Origin of the sequence: Pseudonocardia sp., from assembly GCF_050250275.1 — a bacterium.
Taxonomy (GTDB): Bacteria; Actinomycetota; Actinomycetes; order Mycobacteriales; family Pseudonocardiaceae; genus Pseudonocardia.
On sequence record NZ_JBFWOY010000019.1, the window covers coordinates 37,163 to 53,828 of the forward strand.

Genomic DNA, 16,666 nt, shown 5'->3' on the forward strand with positions numbered 1-16,666 from the left:
CACGGAGGGAGAACCGGATGACACCCCAGTCGCGAACCGCGGCGCTCACGCTGGACACGTTCCTCGGCCTCGTCGGCGGCGACTTCGTCGACGTGGTCCACGCACCCGCCGGTCTCGGCGTCCCCGTGGTCGCCGTGCTCATCCACGACACCTCGACCGCGGCCCAGGCGAGCAGCGGCGACCTGGTGCTCGCGATCGGCGTGCGGGTGGACGACCCCGACGTCGAGCCGCTGATGAAGCTGCTGGGCCGCGACATCACGCTGGCGTTCAAGATCCGGGACGACGCCGAACGGGACCGGCTGCGTGAGCTGGCGACCGCCACCGACGCGACGGTACTGGCGATCGCCCCGGAGTTGTCGTGGGACCAGCTCCACGTGCTGGCACGCCGGTCGATCTCGTCGCTGGCCGCAGTCGTCCCCGACGAGCGCGGCGTACCGTTCGGCGACCTGTTCGCCCTGGCCAACTCGGCGGCCGCCGCCCTGGAGGGGCCGGTCATCATCGACGACGAACGGATGGAGGTCATCGCCTTCTCCAGTCTCGGCGACGAGATCGACGAAATCCGGCGGCAGTCGATCCTGCAGCGCCGGCCGCCGAAGGACTTCATCGCGTGGTGCGAGACCACCGGGGTGCTCCCCCGGGTCCGGCAGAGCCTGCGGCCCGTCCGTGTGGTGCCCCCGGACGGCGCGACGCGCCTGGTCACCGCGATCCGCGGAGGGTCCGACATCCTCGGCTACATCTGGGTGGCGGAGTCCGAGCGGGAGCTCGACCAGCACTCCGAGGACCTGCTGGCGGAGATCTCGCGCGTCGCCGCCCTGCAGCTGCTCCGCTCCCGCATCAGCGAGGACCTCGACCGGCGCCTGCGCAGTGACCTCCTGCGCAACGTGCTCTCGGGTCGGGGCAGCCCCGAGACCGTCGCGGCCCGGCTCGGCATCGAGGGGCTGCGGTTCCGCCTCGTCTCGTTCAGCCGCGACCGGCCGGAGCCGGGGCCGACCGCCGGCCAGGTCGCCCTCCGGCCACTCGAGGACCTGGTCGCCCTGCGGGTCGAGGCGACACACCGGCGAGGAGCGGTCACCTCCTGCAACGGGCGGATCTACGCGCTGTTCCCGGTCCTCGAGGAGCGGTCGGCGGGCGAGGTCACGGCCCTGGCCAACGAGATCGTCGGCCAGGCGTCGCGCCAGCTCCGCGTCGACCTGCGCGCGGCCGTCAGCGAGGAGACCGCCGATGTGGAACAGATCCACGATGCCCGCCGCGCCATCGACCGCCTGCTCAACCTGCCGTTGCTCGACGAGCAACGGCGCGTCGTCTGCTTCGAGGACTCCGTCGCGGATGCCGTGATGTCCGAGCTGACCGAGCTCGTCCTGGAGCGTCCCCGCCTCCTCCAGGGGGGCGTCGCGGGCATGGTGGTGAGTGACCGTGACCGGGGAACCGAGTACCTGTCGAGCCTGCGGGCGTTCTTCGAGGCCGGTGGCGACCTCACCGCCGCGGCACGCACGCTCTACGTCCACCGCAACACGTTGAAGTACCGGCTCACCCGGCTCCGCGACGCCTTCGGCGTCGACCTCGAGGACCCGACCCAGCGCCTCGTGGCGGAGCTCCAGGTCGCCGTGTTCACCGCACACCCGGAGCTGCAGACCGGCCTGCAGGCGACCGACCCGGGAGCGGACTGAGGCAGGCCCGGCCGGACCGGCGCCGGGAACAACACTTGTTGTGGATCAGACAACAGCTGTAGTCTCCGCTGGTGGCGAGCCGCCGGGACGCACTGCTGGACGCGGCCATCCGCGTGCTCGGCGGGAGTGGCATGCGCGCCCTGACCCATCGCGCGGTCGACGCGGAGGCGGGCATGCCGGCCGGCTCCACCGCGAACTACTTCTCCACCCGGGAGGCGCTGCTCGAGGCGGTCGTCGAGCGGGTCTCCGCTCGCGAACGTGAGAACTTCGAGGCGGTCGCCCACACCGTCCATCCGACGACACCTGCGGAGCTGGGGCGCGTCCTCGCCGCAGCAGCGCATGACGCCGTGGGTATCCATCGGCACCTGACCCTCGCCCGGTACGCCGTCCTGGTCGAGGCCGGCCACAATCCCACGATCCGCCGGCGTGTCGCCGAGACCGGGAACGAGGTCGGAACCTGGTTCGCGACGTGGCTGCGCACCATCGGCTCGCACGATCCCGGGCACGTGCCCGTGATCGGCGACTTCGTCACCGGGCTGGTCCTGCACCAGCTCGCCGTGCCGGACCCGGCGTTCGACCCGACCGAGAGGATCACCGCTCTGCTGGAGTCCCTGCTCGGACTCACCGCGACGCACGAGAAGGCTCCACCCGGTCGGCTCCGATGACCGACCGCCTGCCCCTGGACGGAGAACCCCGATGGAACCCGGCGAGGCGTGGACCGCGATCGACGAGCACCGCCGACAGCTGATGGCGCTGCTGGAGAGCCTGTCGACCTCGGACTGGCAGCGGCAGTCGCTGTGCGACGGCTGGACCGTACGACAGGTGGCCGCGCACGTCGCACTGCAGAACACCCGCTGGTCACAGCTGCCCCTCGCGGTGCTGGACACGATCCGGCACGGCGGTATGAACGGGGCGATCCGGACCGCCGCCTGCCGCCACGCCGAGCTGCCGGTCGAGGTCGTCGTCGACGAGATCCGCGATCGGATCGGGGTCTGGCACCCCCTCCCGACCGTGACGTTCCGCGAGACCGCGGTGGACTACCTGGTGCACGGCCAGGACATCGCCGTGCCGCTCGGGCGCGACCTGCCGATGCCGGCCCGGCTGGCCGCGCTCGGCGCGGACCGGGTGTGGTCAAGGGGCCGGATGTTCCATGCGAGGCGGACCTTTGCCGGCTACCGGTTGGTCGCCGACGACATCGGCTGGTCCGTCGGACAGGGGCACGAGGTCCGCGGACCGGTCGGAGCCCTGCTGATGCTGCTCACCGGGCGCACCGTCGCGCTGACGAAACTGACCGGGCCGGGCGCGGCCGTCCTGCGCGACCGGCCGGCGACCTCGGCGCCGTGAGCGGTCGCGGTGGCCCGCGCGATCGTGCCGCCGACCCGACCGTCCATTCGCGACCCGCCCTGCGCAGCGGGTACCCTGCCCGGTTCGCCGGGACCGAACGGCGGTTCCGTCCGAACCGGGCGCCTGTGAGACTGCGTGATCGTCGGCCGGGCACCGGAGAGGCGGGTCATGACACGCCGAGGGTGTTCGCGCGCGGTTCCGATCGCTGTCGCGGCGGCACTCGTCCTCGCCGCCTGTGGAGCCCCGGCCCCTGCGGTCGACGACGACGTCGCGGGAATGGTCGCGATCGGCGGCGACCGGAGCATCTTCCTCGATTGCCGTGGAGCCGGCTCGCCGACGGTCGTGCTCGTCTCCGGCACCGGCGGCGCGGCGGACGAATGGACCGTCGTCGTCGATCCCGCCGACCCGGCGGCGGCGCCCGCGCCGAGCCCGTCAGCGGTGCTCCCGACGGTCGCCTCCTTCACCCGGGTGTGCGCCTACGACCGGCCCGGGACCGTGCTGGCCGACGACCGGCTGAGCCCGTCCACCCCGGTACCGCAGCCCACGTCGGCGGGGGCGAGCGCCGAGGACCTCCGGGCGGTGCTCACCGCAGCCGGCGAGAGCGGGCCGTACGTGCTGGTGGGAGCCTCGTGGGGGGCGATGATCACGGCGCTGTACGCGCGCGTCCACGGCGGGCAGGTGGCCGGGCTGGTCACCGTCGACGGCGCGTCGGTGTTCCTGCGCGAGACGATGACGTCGGCGCAGTGGTCGGACTGGATGCGCACGATCGCCGCGACCGTCGACCCGGCCAGGGGCATCGAGGTCCCCGACTATCCCGCCGCCGTCGACGAGATCCTCGCCGCGCCTCCGTTGCCGCAACCGCTGCCCGCCGCCGTCCTCACCTCCGACCATCCGTGGGACCTGCAGGTCGGCGACACCGGATCGACCTGGCCGGCGTGGCTCGCCGCGCAGGATCGTCTCGCCGACGAACTCCGCGCCCGGCACGTCACCGACACCGACAGCGGGCACGGGATCGCGGTCGAGAAGCCGCGCCTCGTCGCCGGCGCCGTTCGTGCGGTGGTCGACCAGGCGCGAGGCGGCGGCGGGTCCGGTGTCCGAAACGGATCATGAGGTCCGGCACCGGCCGCCCGTCACGGCTCCGTCCGGATGGTCATCCGTTCCCCGGGGCGTCCGAAGATGCTCAGGATCTCGACGGGGCCGGCCCCGTCGGAGCCGAACCAGTGCGGTTCGCTCGTGTCGAAGACGGCGACCTCGCCGGGGCCGAGGGTCAGGTCCTCGTCCCCCAGGAGCAGCCGCAGCCGCCCCGACATGACGTAGATCCATTCCCGGCCGTCGTGTGTCCGCAGCTCGGGCATGGTCTTGTCGGCCGGCACGACGATCTTCCATGCCTGGACCCCGCCGGGCTCCCGGGTCAGCGGGATGACGGTGCGGCCCTTGACCCGGCCCGGGCTGAGCCGCAGGCGGGGATCACCCTCCGGCGGGGCGCCGACGAGCTCGTCGAGCGGCACCCGGTACGCGTGGGAGAGCGCGAGCAACAGCTCCAGGGTGGGCCGCCGCTGTCCCGTCTCCAGCCGTGACAGGGTGCTCTTCGAGATTCCCGTGGCGTCCGCGACCGCGGTCAGCGTCATCCGCCGCTGTGTGCGGATGCGCTTGAGCCGGCCCCCGACCCGGTCGAGAGCTGCCGCGATGGCGGCGGTCGGAACGTGCGCCACACGGCTCATCCGACTCCTGATTCCCACGAATGGCAACGTTCGTTGGTGAACCGCCCACACCGGTCGCAACCTTCTCGGCATGAGACGACACGATGTGGCCATCATCGGAGCCGGCGCCGCCGGGCTCTCCGCGGCGCTGGTGCTCGCGCGGGCCTGCCGCGACGTCGTGGTGCTGGACGCCGGGCACCCCCGCAACGCCCCGGCTGCACACATGCACGGGTTCCTCTCCCGCGACGGGATGGCCCCGGCCGACCTGCTCGGTACCGGTCGGTCGGAGGTCCGCGGCTACGGCGGCGTCGTCGTCGACACCACCGTCACCGGGATCCGCCCCGACCCGGCCGGCGGGTTCCGGCTCACCCTCACCGACGGGCGGCCGGACGTGCCGGCGCGGCACGTGCTGGTCACCACCGGCCTGCGGGACGAGCTGCCCGCCGTCCCCGGCCTGCGGGAACGCTGGGGCCGCGACGTCCTGCACTGCCCGTACTGCCACGGCCACGAGGTCCGCGGCCGCCGCCTCGGCGTGCTCGGCGGCGACCCGGGGTCCCACCGCTACGCCCAGATCGTCCGGCAGTGGACCGACGATCTCGTCCACGTCGTGCCCCCGGGACGGCTCACGGCCGACGAGCGGACGGCGCTGCTCGCGCGGCGTGTCGAGGTCGTCGAGGGGGCGGTCGACCACCTCGTCGTCGACGACGCCGACCACCTGCGGGGCCTGCAGATGGACGACGGCTGTGTCGTCGCGTGCGAGGCACTGTTCGTGCCACCCCGGTTCGTCCCGCACGACGCCCTGCTCACCGGGCTGGGCTGCGACGTCGACGACCGTGGCTGGGTCGTGGTCGACGGGACCGGCCGCACCAGCGTTGCCGGGGTCTGGGCCGCGGGCAACGTCGTCGACCCCCGCGCCCAGGTCGTCACCGCCGCAGGCGCCGGCTCCGCCACCGCCGTCGCACTCAACGCCGACCTGGTCGACGACGACGTCCGCACCGCCGTCCGTGACCTCGGCCCCCACACCGGACCCACCCGCCCACACAACCAGATCGAGGAGGACGCATGACCGCGTCGTCACCCACCCCGTCACCCGTCCCGGAGCCGCGGCCCGGCACGTCCCGACCACCGTCCACCCACCAGCTGGCGCTGATGATCTGGCTTGCCGTCGTCCCGACCCTCGCGATCCTCGACCTCGTCCTCGGCGATCGGCTCGCCGCACTGCCGTCGATCGTGCGCACCGTCGTGCTCGCCACCGTCGCCGTGCCGATCGTGATCTACGGTCTGGTGCCCGAGCTGCATCGCGTGCGCCGTCGGCTGGTCGCCCGCCTCGACCGGCGGCGGGCATCGTGAACCCCGTCGCCACGGTCCGGGAGTCGGCACGACGCCCGTTGACGACACACCGGCTCACCGCCATGCGGCTCGGGTACGCCCTCATGGCCGTGGGACTGGCCGTCGTCAAATGGCCGCTCCTGCCCGGCGCCGCGGACGTCCCCGTCATGGACGGCGTCGTCACCTGTCTGCTCACCGCCATGTCGCTGATGGCCCTGATCGGTCTGCGCCACCCCGCCCGGATGCAGCCGATCCTGCTGTTCGAGGTGGTCTGGAAGACGATCTGGATCGCTGTCGTCGCCCTCCCCCACATCGTCGCCGGCGACCTGGACGCCGCCACGGGCGACGTGCTCGTCAACTGCTCGCTCGTGGTGGTCATCGCCGCGGTCGTCCCGTGGCGACACGTCTGGAACCGCTACGTCCGAACCCCCGGCGACCCCTGGCGCCGGCCCACCACCCGCACCGAACCCGAGGAGACGACGCCATGACCACCGACCCTGCGACCCGCAGGTACGCCCGGATCGCCGGCGGCTTCTACCTGCTGTCCTTCGCCTCGATCCCCACCCTCGCCCTGTACGGCCGGATCCACGAACCGGACTTCCTCACCAGCGACGCATCACCGACCCCGGTCGTCGTCGGCGGCCTGCTGGAGATCGTCGTCGCCCTCGCCTGCATCGGGACCGCCGTCGCGCTCCATCCGGTCCTCCGGACGTACGGCCCGGCCCGGGCGCTGGGGTTCGTCGCCGCCCGCGTCACCGAAGCGACCGCCATCCTCGTCGGCGTCGCCGCCCTCCTCACCGTCCTCACGTTGAAGAGAGCGGGCGAGGCAGCCGACGCACCTGCCGTCGGACACGCCCTCGTCGCGTTCTACGACGCGAACTTCCTGCTCAGCCAGGGTCTGATCCCCGCCGCCAACGCTCTGCTGCTGGGAACCCTGCTCTACCGGTCACGCCTCGTACCGCGCGCCCTGCCCATGATCGGCTTCGTCGGCGCCGCCCTGCTCGTGGCCTCCGACGTCGGCACCCTGTTCGGCATGTGGGACCGGTTGTCCCCGCTCGCCGCGATCGCCGTCGTCCCGATCGCCGGCTGGGAGCTCGCCCTCGGCGTCCACCTGGTCGTCAAGGGTCTGCGGCCGGGCCCGACGGCCGAGCCGCCGCAGTCGATGGTCTCCCGGCCGCCGCGGACGGCCTCCGCCTCCAGCACCTGAGGCGCGTCGGTGGGCGGGTCGCCGTCGCCGACACGGCGCCCGCCCCGGTTGCGGGCGGGCGCACCGGTGCGGGGTGCCGGTAGCGGTCACATCGGCCCCCGGCGTCGGGGAGACGTCGACGGGCCGGCCCCCCGGGTCAGCCGGAACGGATGAGGCCGAGGCGGGTTGCGGCATCGACCGCGTCACGACGCGAGCTGACACCGAGCTTGCTGTAGAGCGCCTTGACGTGTGTCTTCACCGTGTTGGCCGAGACGCTCAGCTCGTCGGCGATCTCGGCGAGCGGCCGGAGGGACGGCAGGAGGACGAGGACGGCGTGCTCGCGCTCCGTCAACGTCGGCGGGTCCGGGAGACCGCGCCGCCCCCGGATCTCCAGCGCAGCGGCGGCGAGCTCGTCGAACTCGCCGAGCCGCCGCCGCATCAGGGTGGCGACCGGGGCCGGAGCGGTGGCGCGAGGAACACGGGGCCGATCAACCACGAGGCCGCGGCGGCTCCGGCGGCGACGACGACCATCGCGGCGAGGGCCAGCAGGACCGCGGTGGCGCACGGCAACCCGGCGACGGCGGACGACGGGGCGTTCGGGCCGACGCCGGTGCGGCTCGGGCCCGGGTCACGGCGGGCTCGGTCGGTCATCGGCACCCCCTGCGCCGGTTCGGTCGCCCCGGCGGTGCCGTCCAGGGTCGGGTCGCGACCGGCGCGCGCCTTCGCCCGGCGCGGGTGAGAAGTCGGCGACCGACCGGCGTCGCCCGGCGGCCCGGCCGCCGGGCGGCCGGCGGCGGAGGTCCACGTCAGGGGGCGCCCGGGGCGACGGCGGAGCCGGGCGGGGGCGCGGCGGTGGCCGACCACGCCGCGAGCGAGAGCAGGACGCGGGCCACGGCGAACAGGAAGGCCAACCCGGCCAGCGCGGTACCGAACACGGCCCCGCCGACCGAGGTCGACGTGGCGCCGATCGCGAGCGTGGTCACCACGGTGATGGCCTCGATCAACACCGCGCCGGTCGCGGCGACCGGTCCCACGACCCGCAGCGGCAGCGCGTGGCCGGGGAGTCTGGCGAGCATCCAGACGAGCACGCCCCAGACGATCGACCAGCCCAGCAGCACGCCGACGACCGCGACCAGCACCCGCGCCGACGTGCGGTCGGCCACCCCGGCGAGCCGCAGCACCGAACCGAGACCGCCGGTCGCGCTCACGGTCAACGCCACCGACGCCGACACCGCGAGGATCAGGGCGAGCAGGGACATCAGGTCGCGCAGCAGCTGGGTCACGGACGCCGGTGGGCGCGGCGGTATCTCCCACATCGCCGCCACCGCCTCACGGATCACGCGCATCCAGGTCGTCCCCGCCCACACCGCGACGACGGTGCCGACGGAGGCGACGGGGCCGCGGCTCGCGACGGCGCTCTCGACGAGGGGGTCCACCGCCGCCGCGAGCGGCGCCGGGAAGCTGCCGACGACCCACGCCTCCAGCTCGGCGACCAGGTCCGGTCGCAGCCACAGCAGGAAACCCGCCGCGGAGAACAGGACCATCAGCAGCGGGACCGCGGCGACGACCGTCGAGAACGCGATCGCCGAGGCCAGGTGGTTGCCGCGTTGGTCGAAGAAGCGCCGGCCGGTGCGGCGCAGATGGTCGAGCACCGGCCACCGGCTGCGCAGGGCGGCGGCCCGGCGGCGCAGCTTCCGGGCCGTTGCGCGGGCGGCTCCGGGCATCGTCGCGCCGACCTCAGATCGTGATCCAGCCGGTGGCGAGGGCGGCGACGCCCACCGCCGCCCCGGCGACGACCACGACCACGAGTCCCTTCTCGACGGCGGTGAACACGGTGGCCTCCTGCTCACGGCGGGCACGGACGAACAGCAGTGTCCCCGGTGCGTAGACGATGCAGGACAACAGTACGTACTCGATGCCCGCGGCGATGACCAGGAACGCGGTGTAGACCGTCGCGAGGAGGGCGATGATCAGCTCGCGGTGCCGTCCCGGTGAGATGCGCAGCGCGTAGCCCGCCGCGAGCAGGTACGGGATGAGCGACAACGAGGTGCACAGCTTCAGGGTGAAGGTGAAGGCGTCGTCGGAGAACAGGGTCAGCAGGAGCACGACCTGCTCAGCCCGGACGTCAGCAGCAGGGCGGGCGCCGGTACGTCCTTCGCGTTGAGGCGGGACAGGAACCGGGGCATGTCGTCGTGCTCGGCCGCGACGAACAGCACCTCCGCCGCCATGAGCGTCCAGGCCAGGTACGCGCCGAGGACCGACACGATGACGCCGATGCTGATGAACAGCGCACCCCACGGGCCGACGACCGACTCGAGCACACCCGCCACCGACGGCTGGCGCTGCTCTGCGAGGTCGGCGCGCGGGAGGACCCCGTAGGACAGGATGACCACGAACGTCACCAGCGGGACGATCTTGGCGATCGTGACGATGGTGTTGATCCCGGCTGCTTCGCGCACGCCGCGCAGGATCAGGAACGCGAACGCCCACAGGCCGACGGAGGAGATCGCGACGGCGAGGAGGGTGTCGCCGTCCCCCAGCGCCGGGAACACCGCACCGAGGGTCGACTTGATCAGGACCCGGTAGGTCACGTTGCCGACGCACGCGCTGGCCCAGTAGCCGAAGGCCGACAGGAACCCCGGGTACGTGCCGAAGCCCGCCTTCGCGTAGGCGTACACCCCGGCGTCGAGTTCCGGCTTGCGGACGGCGAGGTTCTGGAAGACCCAGGCCGACCTCGTTGGCGACGATCTTGCGGTCGAGCAGCCGTTCGCGGGCCTGGGGGACGTCGAGATCTCGGCGAGCAGGCTGTGCAGCTCGACGACCTCGACCCCCTGCTGGCGCATCTCGCTCATGAAGTCGAAGTGGTCGCGACGGGCATTCTGCACCCACAGGACGTCGTCGAAGAGGAGGTCGTCGCAGTTGCCGGGGGTCAGGCGTTCGTGCGCCCTGCCGGGGGCGCACACCAACACCTTGCGAAGGGTTCCGACCTCGGAGTGGACTCCGTACCGCGCCGAGGGGAACGCGTTTCCTGACGTCATCGCGATGCTCCCTGGTGTCGAATCGGAGCAGAGGATGTGGTGCCCCCACGTCCTCACGGCTCCCCCACGGCGGGTGAGTCCGCGGCCGGGTCGCGGCCGTGGAGGATCGGCGGCGGGGGCCGCCGGGGGGCCGGTCAGGCGCGCCGGCTCAGCTGCGCGTTGAGGGCGCTGATCTCGTCGCGGGCCTCGTCGAGCTCCCGCTGCGTCTCCCGGAGCTGGTCGGTGCGCTCCCGCAGGTCGGTGCGGGCCTCGTCGCGCGCGTCGTCGGCGCGGCGGCGGGCGTTGTCGCTGGCGGCGACCCGGTTCTCCAGGTCGAGGATCGCCTGGGCGGAACCGAGGCTGTGCCCGTCGTCGAGGAGGGCCCGCAACCTGACCGCCTGCGCGAGCTGCCGCCGGGAGTAGCGGCGATGCCCGCCGGAGGTGCGGTGCGGGTGCAGGACGCCGGCGGTGTCGAGGCTGCGCAGGAAGGCGGGCTGCACGTCGAGCAGCTCGGCTGCCTGCCCCATCGAGACCGACGGGTAGTCCTCGTCGTCGAGCTTGTCGAGCCCGCTCATGCGTTCACCTCCCGGCGCCCGAGGGTACCGGGTTCCTGCAGTGGCCATCTACGGCAACCTTCATCGGTGGCTGAAGATTTTCAGGATCTCCTCTTGCGAACACGAAAATCTCTGTCCTAGACTGCAGATATCCAGCCAGTCGGCTGGAGCATCGCCCACCACCCGTCGATGAGAGGAGAACCAGCGATGCTGATGCGTACCGACCCGTTCCGCGAGCTCGATCGCATCGCCCAGCAGGCCTTCGGCGCCGCACCCGGGACCTGGTCACGCCCTGCCGGCATGCCCATGGACGCCTACCGGCACGGCGACGAGTACATCGTCGAGTTCGACTTGCCCGGCGTCGATGCGTCCGCGATCGACATCTCCCTCGAGCGCGACGTCCTCACCGTCAGGGCGGAGCGCCGCCCGACCCAGGACGGGTCCGTCGAGATGCAGGTGGCCGAGCGACCGCTCGGCGTCTTCTCCCGCCAGCTGTTCCTCGGCGACGCCCTCGACGGCGACCACGTCCACGCCTCCTACGACGCGGGCGTCCTCAGGTTGACGATCCCCGTCGCCGAGCGGGCCAAGCCCCGATCCATCTCCGTCTCGGCCGGTGCCGGTCAGCGCGCCCTGAGCACCGGATCGTCCTGACCGGCGGCCCGGCGGCCCGGGGACGCGCCGACCTGACACGTCCCCGGGCCGCACGGGCCCCGCCCCCCGGAGCCGACCCGAACCCCGGCCCAGCAGGTCTCGTGAGCCTCGTACGGCTGCAGACCGCTCCGCGACACCGGCCCCGGACCGTGCGACCCCGACGGGTACGGACCCACCTCCAGACACAATCGGCGACGCGGTACACGCCGCCACCGCACGCCGACCCACGAGCCTCGTCCCGATCCGACCGGACGGCATGCCCTGGCGGCGCCGGACGGCCGATGCTCCACGGATCCGCCCGCAACGAGAGGGGGTGAGCGTCACCTCGACCCACACGCGCGCCGACCGGCCCCCCAACTCGGCGCGCAGACCACGACACATCGATCCAGCGGCAGGTGGTGGCCGAGCCCTCCGGCCACCACCTGCCCCTTCCCCCGCACCGGCGCCGGCCGGCCCGACGCCGCCGCCCGCATCCGTGCAGCCCTCACCGGTATCGGCGATCGCTCACCTCCTACGCAGCGATGCGACCTTCCAGCACCGCAACACCTGGGCCGTTCAGCTCCGGGGAGATGCCGCGGCGCCCGACCATGGCCATGAGCAGCGGTTCGGCGGGCCCGCGCACCTCGGGCCCCCCGCCGCGGCTCCAGCCGACATCGGTCGCGGTCAGCGTCAACCCGGCGATGCGCGGGGCGGTACCGAGCGGGCGGGCGGTGCTGGCGAACTCCAGCACGGTGGCGATCCGGTCGGCCGGAATCTCGCGGGGCAGCCCCAGCGGTCGACGGATGTCCTGCTGGTGGATCATCGCGTCGGCCAGCGCGATGCGGCCGCCGAACTTCGCGGTGAACCCACTCGGGTGCAGGTGCTTGCGCGCCAACGCGAGCAGCTGAGCGGGGGTGTGGTCGGCGTACTGGGCGAGTCCGGCGGAGTTGGCTCGATCCAACGACATGCCGTTGCGTAACAGCCTGCCGATCGCGCCGAGGGTGGACAGCTCGTCGTAGCTGAACATGTGCGCGATCACGTGACGGACCCGCCACTGCTCACACAGGGTGGGCGCGTCCCACTGCTCGGGGCTCAGCGACTCCAGCAGCTCCACCAGCGCGGCGCGTTCGGCGTGGGCCATCGCCATGGCGTCGCCGCCGGCAGTGCCCGGTGCGGCCATGGCGGTCAGCCCTGTTCGGCGACGGTCTTGGCGAACCCGTCGAGCAGCTGCACCCAACCGCCACCGCCGTTGATGGCGCCGTGGACGGCCTGGCCACCGACGAGGCGCTCGAAGTGGCGATGCTCGACCTCGACCACACTCTCGGTCGGGCTGTTCGCGGTGAACCGGGCCTCGATCTCGCTGGCGTGCTCCGGGTCGGGGTCGAACTGCCACGACCCGTTGATCTGCCACGTGAACACCAGCCGCGCCGGCGGCTCCCACAGCAGCACCCGTCCCCAGTCGCACTCGCTGCCGTCCACGCCGCGCTCGAACCAGCGGCCCCCGACCCGCGGTTCGAGCACGATCTCGGCGACCTCGGACTGTCCGATGTGGTACTGGTGCGGCCACCAGGAGTTGACCGATCCGGTGAACACCTCGAACGCGCGCTCGACCGGGACGGCCAGTGTCACGCTGCCGGTGATGGGAGGGATCGGGGCCGTGCCGGTCATGAGTGCTCCTTACGGTCGTCGCAGTTCAGGATCGTGGATCCTCGGCGATCTTGTGAAAGGTGGCCAGGACGTCGCTCCACACACCGTCCAGCCATGCCCGCATAGCGGTGACTCCCTCGGGATTGAGGTGATAAATCCGCCGTGTGCCCTCGGCGCGGCTGACGACCAGCCCGCCCTCGCGCAGCACCTTCAGGTGCTGCGACACCGCGGGCCGGCTGATCGGCAGCGCGTCGGCCAGCTCCTGCACCGAGCACGGACGCCGGGCGAGCAACTCGAAGATGGCGCGTCGGCTGGGGTCGCCGAGCAACCCCAACCCCCCATCTCCGTAAGCTGCCACGAACGGTAAGCCTAGACGCACGCGCTGGGCGTCCGTCAAGAGCTTGCCCGATGGGACCGTTCTGGACGGTGAGCTCGTGATCCGCCGCGACGGGCGACAGGACTTCGCGGCGCTGCAGCGCGGCGTATCCACCCGCCGGCGATGCACGCCGCCCGGCGTGCCAGGTCACGCTCTCGACGTTCGTAATGTTCGACGTCCTGGTCGGTGAGCAGCGTGACCTGCGGGCAGAGACCGAGGCGGGCGCCCGATGACCGCTGCGGCCGGCGCCTGGCCTCGAGCGCCGCGCGAACCGGGGAACAACGCGGGTCGACCCCGCCGTTCCATCGAGATGAGCGCCGACGCCGTGACACCCGCCGAACTCGACATCGTCCTGGCGCGCTGGTTGCGCGACACCGAGAGACTCGCCGCGAACCGGCTACTGCTCACCTTCGCCCCCGAGGCGGCGCCCGCGCTGTGCGAGCTGGCTGCCCGCATGCGCGACGGCATGACCGTCCACCTCGAGGACGGTCAGGTCCTGCTCGAGGTCACCGCGCCCGACCTCTGCGACGGCCTGCTCGAGCAGCTGGTCGTGCGCGCCGAGACCGCCGACCTGCGGACCCTGCAGCGCCACCGCGCAGCCTGACAGTCCGCGCGCGATCCGCCCGTACCGACGTTGCGCCGCACCCGGTTCCGGCACGGCCGCGACCCGGACGCACCCCTCGCAGCCCTTGTGGCGCATCACGATGTGAGTCCCCGCTCACTACACGGACACCGGCCGGCCAGGCAGACTGACGACGCGCGCCGGGCACCGGCCGTGCGGCGTCCCTCGTCGTGCGGCCCCTCCCGACGCGGACGACGTCACGACCACGGAGGAGCTCCATGCCCGTCGCCGAAGGCCTCACCCTCCCGCTCGAGGGGGTTCGGGTGCTGGAACTGGGGAACTACATCGCCGCGCCCACGGCCGGACGGTTGCTCGCGGACTTCGGCGCCGAGGTGATCAAGGTCGAGCGCCCGCGGACCGGCGACGAGCTGCGCAACTGGCGCCTGTACGCGGGCGACACGTCGATGCTGTACCGCACGATCAACCGCGGCAAGAAGTCGATCGTGCTCGACCTGCGCAGCCCCGAGGGCCGCGACGCCGTGCTGCGGCTCGTCGCCACCTGTGACGTCGTCCTGGAGAACTTCCGCCCCGGCACGCTGGAGAGGTGGGGCCTGGGACCGGCCGAGCTCGACGCCGCCAACCCCGGCGTCATCCTGTCCCGGATCTCGGCGTTCGGGCAGACGGGACCCCTGTCCGACCGTCCGGGGTTCGCCGCGGTCGCCGAGGCGATGGGCGGGCTGCGCGACCTCGTCGGCGAGCCCGACCGGCCCCCGTCGCGCACCGGGGTGTCGATCGGTGACTCGATCGCGGGCCTCTACGCCGGGTTCGGCGTGGTCATGGCGCTCTTCCAGCGCGAGAACCGCCGGGACGACGGCCACCCCGCACTCGTGCAGCGCACGATCGACGTCGCGTTGAACGAGGCCGTCCTGTCCGTGATGGAGTCGCTCGTGCCCGACCACCTGGCCTACGGGGTGGACCGGCAGCGGGTGGGCGGCCGGATGGAGGGCATCGCCCCGAGCAACGCCTACCCGTGCGCGGACGGGTCGTCGGTGGTCATCGCGGGCAACGGCGACGGCATCTACCGACGCCTGATGGGCGCGGCCGGGCGCCCCGATCTGGGGGACGACCCGTCGCTGGGGACGAACGCCGCACGCTGGGCCCGCCGCGACGAGCTCGACGACGCGATCGCGGCCTGGACCTCGACCCTCCCCCGCGCCGCCGTCCTCGCCGCACTCGACGAGGTGGGCGTGCCCGCAGGCCCGATCTACACCGCCGCCGACATCGTCGCCGACCCGCAGTTCCAGGCCCGCGACATGATCCAGTACTTCGACGTCGACACCGGCGGGGACGCCCCGCGCCGCGTCGGTTTCCCCGGCATCGTCCCGGTCATGGGCGACAGGTCGCTCCCGGTGCGCAGCCTGGGGCCCGATCTCGGCGAGCACACCGCCGAGGTCCTCGCCGAGGTCGGCATCGCCGCCGCCGCTGACCGCCCCGACGGTGCCCGATGACCGCCGCCGCACCCGACGCCGCCCGCCCCGAGGTCCTCCTGCGCGACGTGACCCTGCGCGACGGCCTGCAGCTCACCGGGAAGACGTTGCCGGCCCGGCGCAAGGTCGAGGTCGTCCGCGAGCTGCTCGCCCTCGGCGTGCCCAGCCTCGAGATCGGCTCCCTGGCCCGGCCCGACCTCGTGCCGCCACTGGCCAACACCCTCGAGGTCGTCGCCGCACTGACGCCCGAGGAGCTCGAGCGTTGCTGGATATGGGTGGCCACCCCACGCCACGTGGCCCGCGCCGTCGACGCCGGCGCCCGCAACGTGCAGTACTGCCTGTCGGTGTCCGACGCCCACAACCGGGCCAACATCGGCCGCGACACCGACGCCAGCCTCGCCGCCATGCCGGAGGCCGTCGAGACGGCCCTCGGTGCGGGCGGGCGCATCCAGCTGTGCCTGGCGACCGCGTTCACCTGCCCGTTCGACGGGCCCGTCGCCCCCGACCGGGTACTGGAGATCGTCCACGACCCGCGCACCGAGGGCGCCTCCGACGTGGTCGTCTGCGACACGCTCGGCCAGGCCGCGCCCGGCGAGGTGACCACGCTGATCGGCAGGGTGCACCGGGAGCGCCCCGACCGGCGGATCGTGTTCCACGGCCACGACACCTGGGGGCAGGGAGTCGCCAACACCCTCGCCGCCGTCGCGGCCGGCGCGCAGGTCGTCGACGGCGCGCTCGGCGGGCTCGGCGGGTGTCCCTTCGCGCCTGGCGCGAGCGGCAACGCCGCCACCGAGGACCTGCTGTTCGCGCTGCGCCCGTCGTGGCTCGACCCGGGCCGTCTCGTCGCGCTCGCCACCCTCTCGACCGACCTGCTCGCCGAGCTCGACGAGCCCAACCGCTCCCGCACGGTGCAGGGGATCCGCTCGACGGCCGGCGCCTTCCCGTGGACCGCGGCGCACCTCGCCGCGGCGGGCGACGCGCGCGCCGCCGGGCTCGCGGGCGCGGGCACCGGCTGACCGCCGCCACCGAGGCACCGCCCGGCGGGACCGGGACACCGTCGCGAGCGGCGGCCCGCCGGGACGGGTAGTGCGCGTCGTGGACGGCGCTCACCCTTCCGGGGCCGGTGGGGGGCCGATCCCGGCACCGTTCTGACCTGCGCAATGGCCC

The 16,666-nt window shown here is 73.1% G+C and carries 22 protein-coding genes; 12 read left to right on the forward strand and 10 right to left on the reverse strand.

Translation table 11 applies throughout. The features are described from left to right. Positions 1-17: 17 nt before the first annotated feature. The 4 genes from AB7F12_RS17975 to AB7F12_RS17990 all read left to right on the forward strand — a co-directional run bounded on the left by AB7F12_RS17975 (position 18) and on the right by AB7F12_RS17990 (position 4,121). Positions 18-1,667, forward strand: a complete 1,650-nt coding sequence (locus AB7F12_RS17975; RefSeq protein WP_428497520.1) for a PucR family transcriptional regulator — start codon at positions 18-20, stop codon at positions 1,665-1,667. Between the two features lie 71 nt (positions 1,668-1,738). Further along, positions 1,739-2,332 carry a TetR/AcrR family transcriptional regulator gene (locus tag AB7F12_RS17980; RefSeq protein ID WP_428497519.1) on the forward strand — a complete coding sequence of 198 codons (594 nt, stop codon included), beginning with the start codon at positions 1,739-1,741 and terminating at the stop codon, positions 2,330-2,332. A 31-nt stretch (positions 2,333-2,363) separates the two neighbouring features. Next, positions 2,364-3,011, forward strand: a complete 648-nt coding sequence (locus AB7F12_RS17985) for a maleylpyruvate isomerase family mycothiol-dependent enzyme (RefSeq protein ID WP_428497518.1) — start codon at positions 2,364-2,366, stop codon at positions 3,009-3,011. A gap of 168 nt (positions 3,012-3,179) precedes the next feature. Further along, the gene (locus AB7F12_RS17990) at positions 3,180-4,121 is read left to right on the forward strand and encodes an alpha/beta fold hydrolase (RefSeq protein WP_428497517.1); all 942 of its coding nucleotides are present in this window, start codon (positions 3,180-3,182) and stop codon (positions 4,119-4,121) included. Positions 4,122-4,141: 20 nt separating this feature from the next. Here AB7F12_RS17990 and AB7F12_RS17995 read toward each other — a convergent pair whose 3' ends face one another. Next, positions 4,142-4,732: a helix-turn-helix domain-containing protein gene (locus AB7F12_RS17995; protein ID WP_428497516.1), complete on the reverse strand. Its 591-nt coding sequence runs from the start codon at positions 4,730-4,732 to the stop codon at positions 4,142-4,144. A gap of 70 nt (positions 4,733-4,802) precedes the next feature. Here AB7F12_RS17995 and AB7F12_RS18000 point away from each other — a divergent pair, with 70 nt between their 5' ends. Genes AB7F12_RS18000 through AB7F12_RS18015 form a run of 4 tightly spaced genes read left to right on the forward strand, consistent with a single transcriptional unit; the run spans position 4,803 to position 7,247 of the window. After that, entirely contained in the window at positions 4,803-5,777 is a 975-nt protein-coding gene (locus tag AB7F12_RS18000) for an NAD(P)/FAD-dependent oxidoreductase (protein ID WP_428497515.1), read from the forward strand. Then, on the forward strand, positions 5,774-6,061 hold the full coding sequence (locus tag AB7F12_RS18005) for a hypothetical protein (RefSeq protein ID WP_428497514.1): 288 nt from the start codon (positions 5,774-5,776) through the stop codon (positions 6,059-6,061). The genes AB7F12_RS18000 and AB7F12_RS18005 overlap by 4 nt, the downstream gene beginning before the upstream one ends. Next, a complete protein-coding gene (locus tag AB7F12_RS18010) occupies positions 6,058-6,528 on the forward strand; it encodes a hypothetical protein (RefSeq protein WP_428497513.1) in 471 nt (156 codons plus the stop codon). The genes AB7F12_RS18005 and AB7F12_RS18010 overlap by 4 nt, the downstream gene beginning before the upstream one ends. Then, entirely contained in the window at positions 6,525-7,247 is a 723-nt protein-coding gene (locus AB7F12_RS18015; RefSeq protein ID WP_428497512.1) for a DUF4386 domain-containing protein, read from the forward strand. The genes AB7F12_RS18010 and AB7F12_RS18015 overlap by 4 nt, the downstream gene beginning before the upstream one ends. Before the next feature lie 136 nt (positions 7,248-7,383). On the opposite strand, the gene AB7F12_RS18020 is transcribed toward AB7F12_RS18015, so the two are convergent. From AB7F12_RS18020 to AB7F12_RS18045, 6 genes are all read right to left on the reverse strand, one after another. Further along, positions 7,384-7,665 carry a response regulator transcription factor gene (locus tag AB7F12_RS18020; RefSeq protein WP_428497511.1) on the reverse strand — a complete coding sequence of 94 codons (282 nt, stop codon included), beginning with the start codon at positions 7,663-7,665 and terminating at the stop codon, positions 7,384-7,386. Beyond that, positions 7,665-7,877 (reverse strand): hypothetical protein, encoded by a 213-nt coding sequence (locus AB7F12_RS18025; RefSeq protein WP_428497510.1) that lies wholly within the window; start codon positions 7,875-7,877, stop codon positions 7,665-7,667. Before AB7F12_RS18025 ends, AB7F12_RS18020 begins: the two co-directional genes overlap by 1 nt. Before the next feature lie 155 nt (positions 7,878-8,032). Then, positions 8,033-8,950, reverse strand: a complete 918-nt coding sequence (locus tag AB7F12_RS18030) for a YhjD/YihY/BrkB family envelope integrity protein (RefSeq protein ID WP_428497509.1) — start codon at positions 8,948-8,950, stop codon at positions 8,033-8,035. Positions 8,951-8,963: 13 nt separating this feature from the next. Beyond that, positions 8,964-9,332 carry a hypothetical protein gene (locus tag AB7F12_RS18035; RefSeq protein ID WP_428497508.1) on the reverse strand — a complete coding sequence of 123 codons (369 nt, stop codon included), beginning with the start codon at positions 9,330-9,332 and terminating at the stop codon, positions 8,964-8,966. After that, positions 9,320-10,264, reverse strand: coding sequence for an amino acid permease (locus AB7F12_RS18040; protein WP_428497507.1), 945 nt, complete (start codon positions 10,262-10,264; stop codon positions 9,320-9,322). Before AB7F12_RS18040 ends, AB7F12_RS18035 begins: the two co-directional genes overlap by 13 nt. A gap of 134 nt (positions 10,265-10,398) precedes the next feature. Next, the gene (locus AB7F12_RS18045; protein WP_428497506.1) at positions 10,399-10,818 is read right to left on the reverse strand and encodes a helix-turn-helix domain-containing protein; all 420 of its coding nucleotides are present in this window, start codon (positions 10,816-10,818) and stop codon (positions 10,399-10,401) included. A gap of 186 nt (positions 10,819-11,004) precedes the next feature. Between AB7F12_RS18045 and AB7F12_RS18050 the strand changes: the two genes are divergently transcribed. Beyond that, entirely contained in the window at positions 11,005-11,448 is a 444-nt protein-coding gene (locus AB7F12_RS18050; RefSeq protein ID WP_428497505.1) for an Hsp20/alpha crystallin family protein, read from the forward strand. Between the two features lie 511 nt (positions 11,449-11,959). Here AB7F12_RS18050 and AB7F12_RS18055 read toward each other — a convergent pair. The 3 genes from AB7F12_RS18055 to AB7F12_RS18065 are packed head-to-tail and all read right to left on the reverse strand — an operon-like array spanning position 11,960 to position 13,408. Beyond that, entirely contained in the window at positions 11,960-12,607 is a 648-nt protein-coding gene (locus AB7F12_RS18055) for a maleylpyruvate isomerase family mycothiol-dependent enzyme (RefSeq protein WP_428497504.1), read from the reverse strand. A gap of 5 nt (positions 12,608-12,612) precedes the next feature. Then, positions 12,613-13,095, reverse strand: coding sequence for an SRPBCC family protein (locus AB7F12_RS18060; protein WP_428497503.1), 483 nt, complete (start codon positions 13,093-13,095; stop codon positions 12,613-12,615). A gap of 25 nt (positions 13,096-13,120) precedes the next feature. After that, a complete protein-coding gene (locus AB7F12_RS18065; RefSeq protein ID WP_428497502.1) occupies positions 13,121-13,408 on the reverse strand; it encodes an ArsR/SmtB family transcription factor in 288 nt (95 codons plus the stop codon). 352 nt (positions 13,409-13,760) lie between these two features. Here AB7F12_RS18065 and AB7F12_RS18070 point away from each other — a divergent pair, with 352 nt between their 5' ends. From AB7F12_RS18070 to AB7F12_RS18080, 3 genes are all read left to right on the forward strand, one after another. Continuing rightward, entirely contained in the window at positions 13,761-14,054 is a 294-nt protein-coding gene (locus tag AB7F12_RS18070; protein ID WP_428497501.1) for a hypothetical protein, read from the forward strand. Between the two features lie 236 nt (positions 14,055-14,290). Continuing rightward, a complete protein-coding gene (locus AB7F12_RS18075; protein ID WP_428497500.1) occupies positions 14,291-15,520 on the forward strand; it encodes a CaiB/BaiF CoA transferase family protein in 1,230 nt (409 codons plus the stop codon). Then, positions 15,517-16,515, forward strand: a complete 999-nt coding sequence (locus AB7F12_RS18080) for a hydroxymethylglutaryl-CoA lyase (RefSeq protein WP_428497499.1) — start codon at positions 15,517-15,519, stop codon at positions 16,513-16,515. Before AB7F12_RS18075 ends, AB7F12_RS18080 begins: the two co-directional genes overlap by 4 nt. Positions 16,516-16,666: the final 151 nt, after the last annotated feature.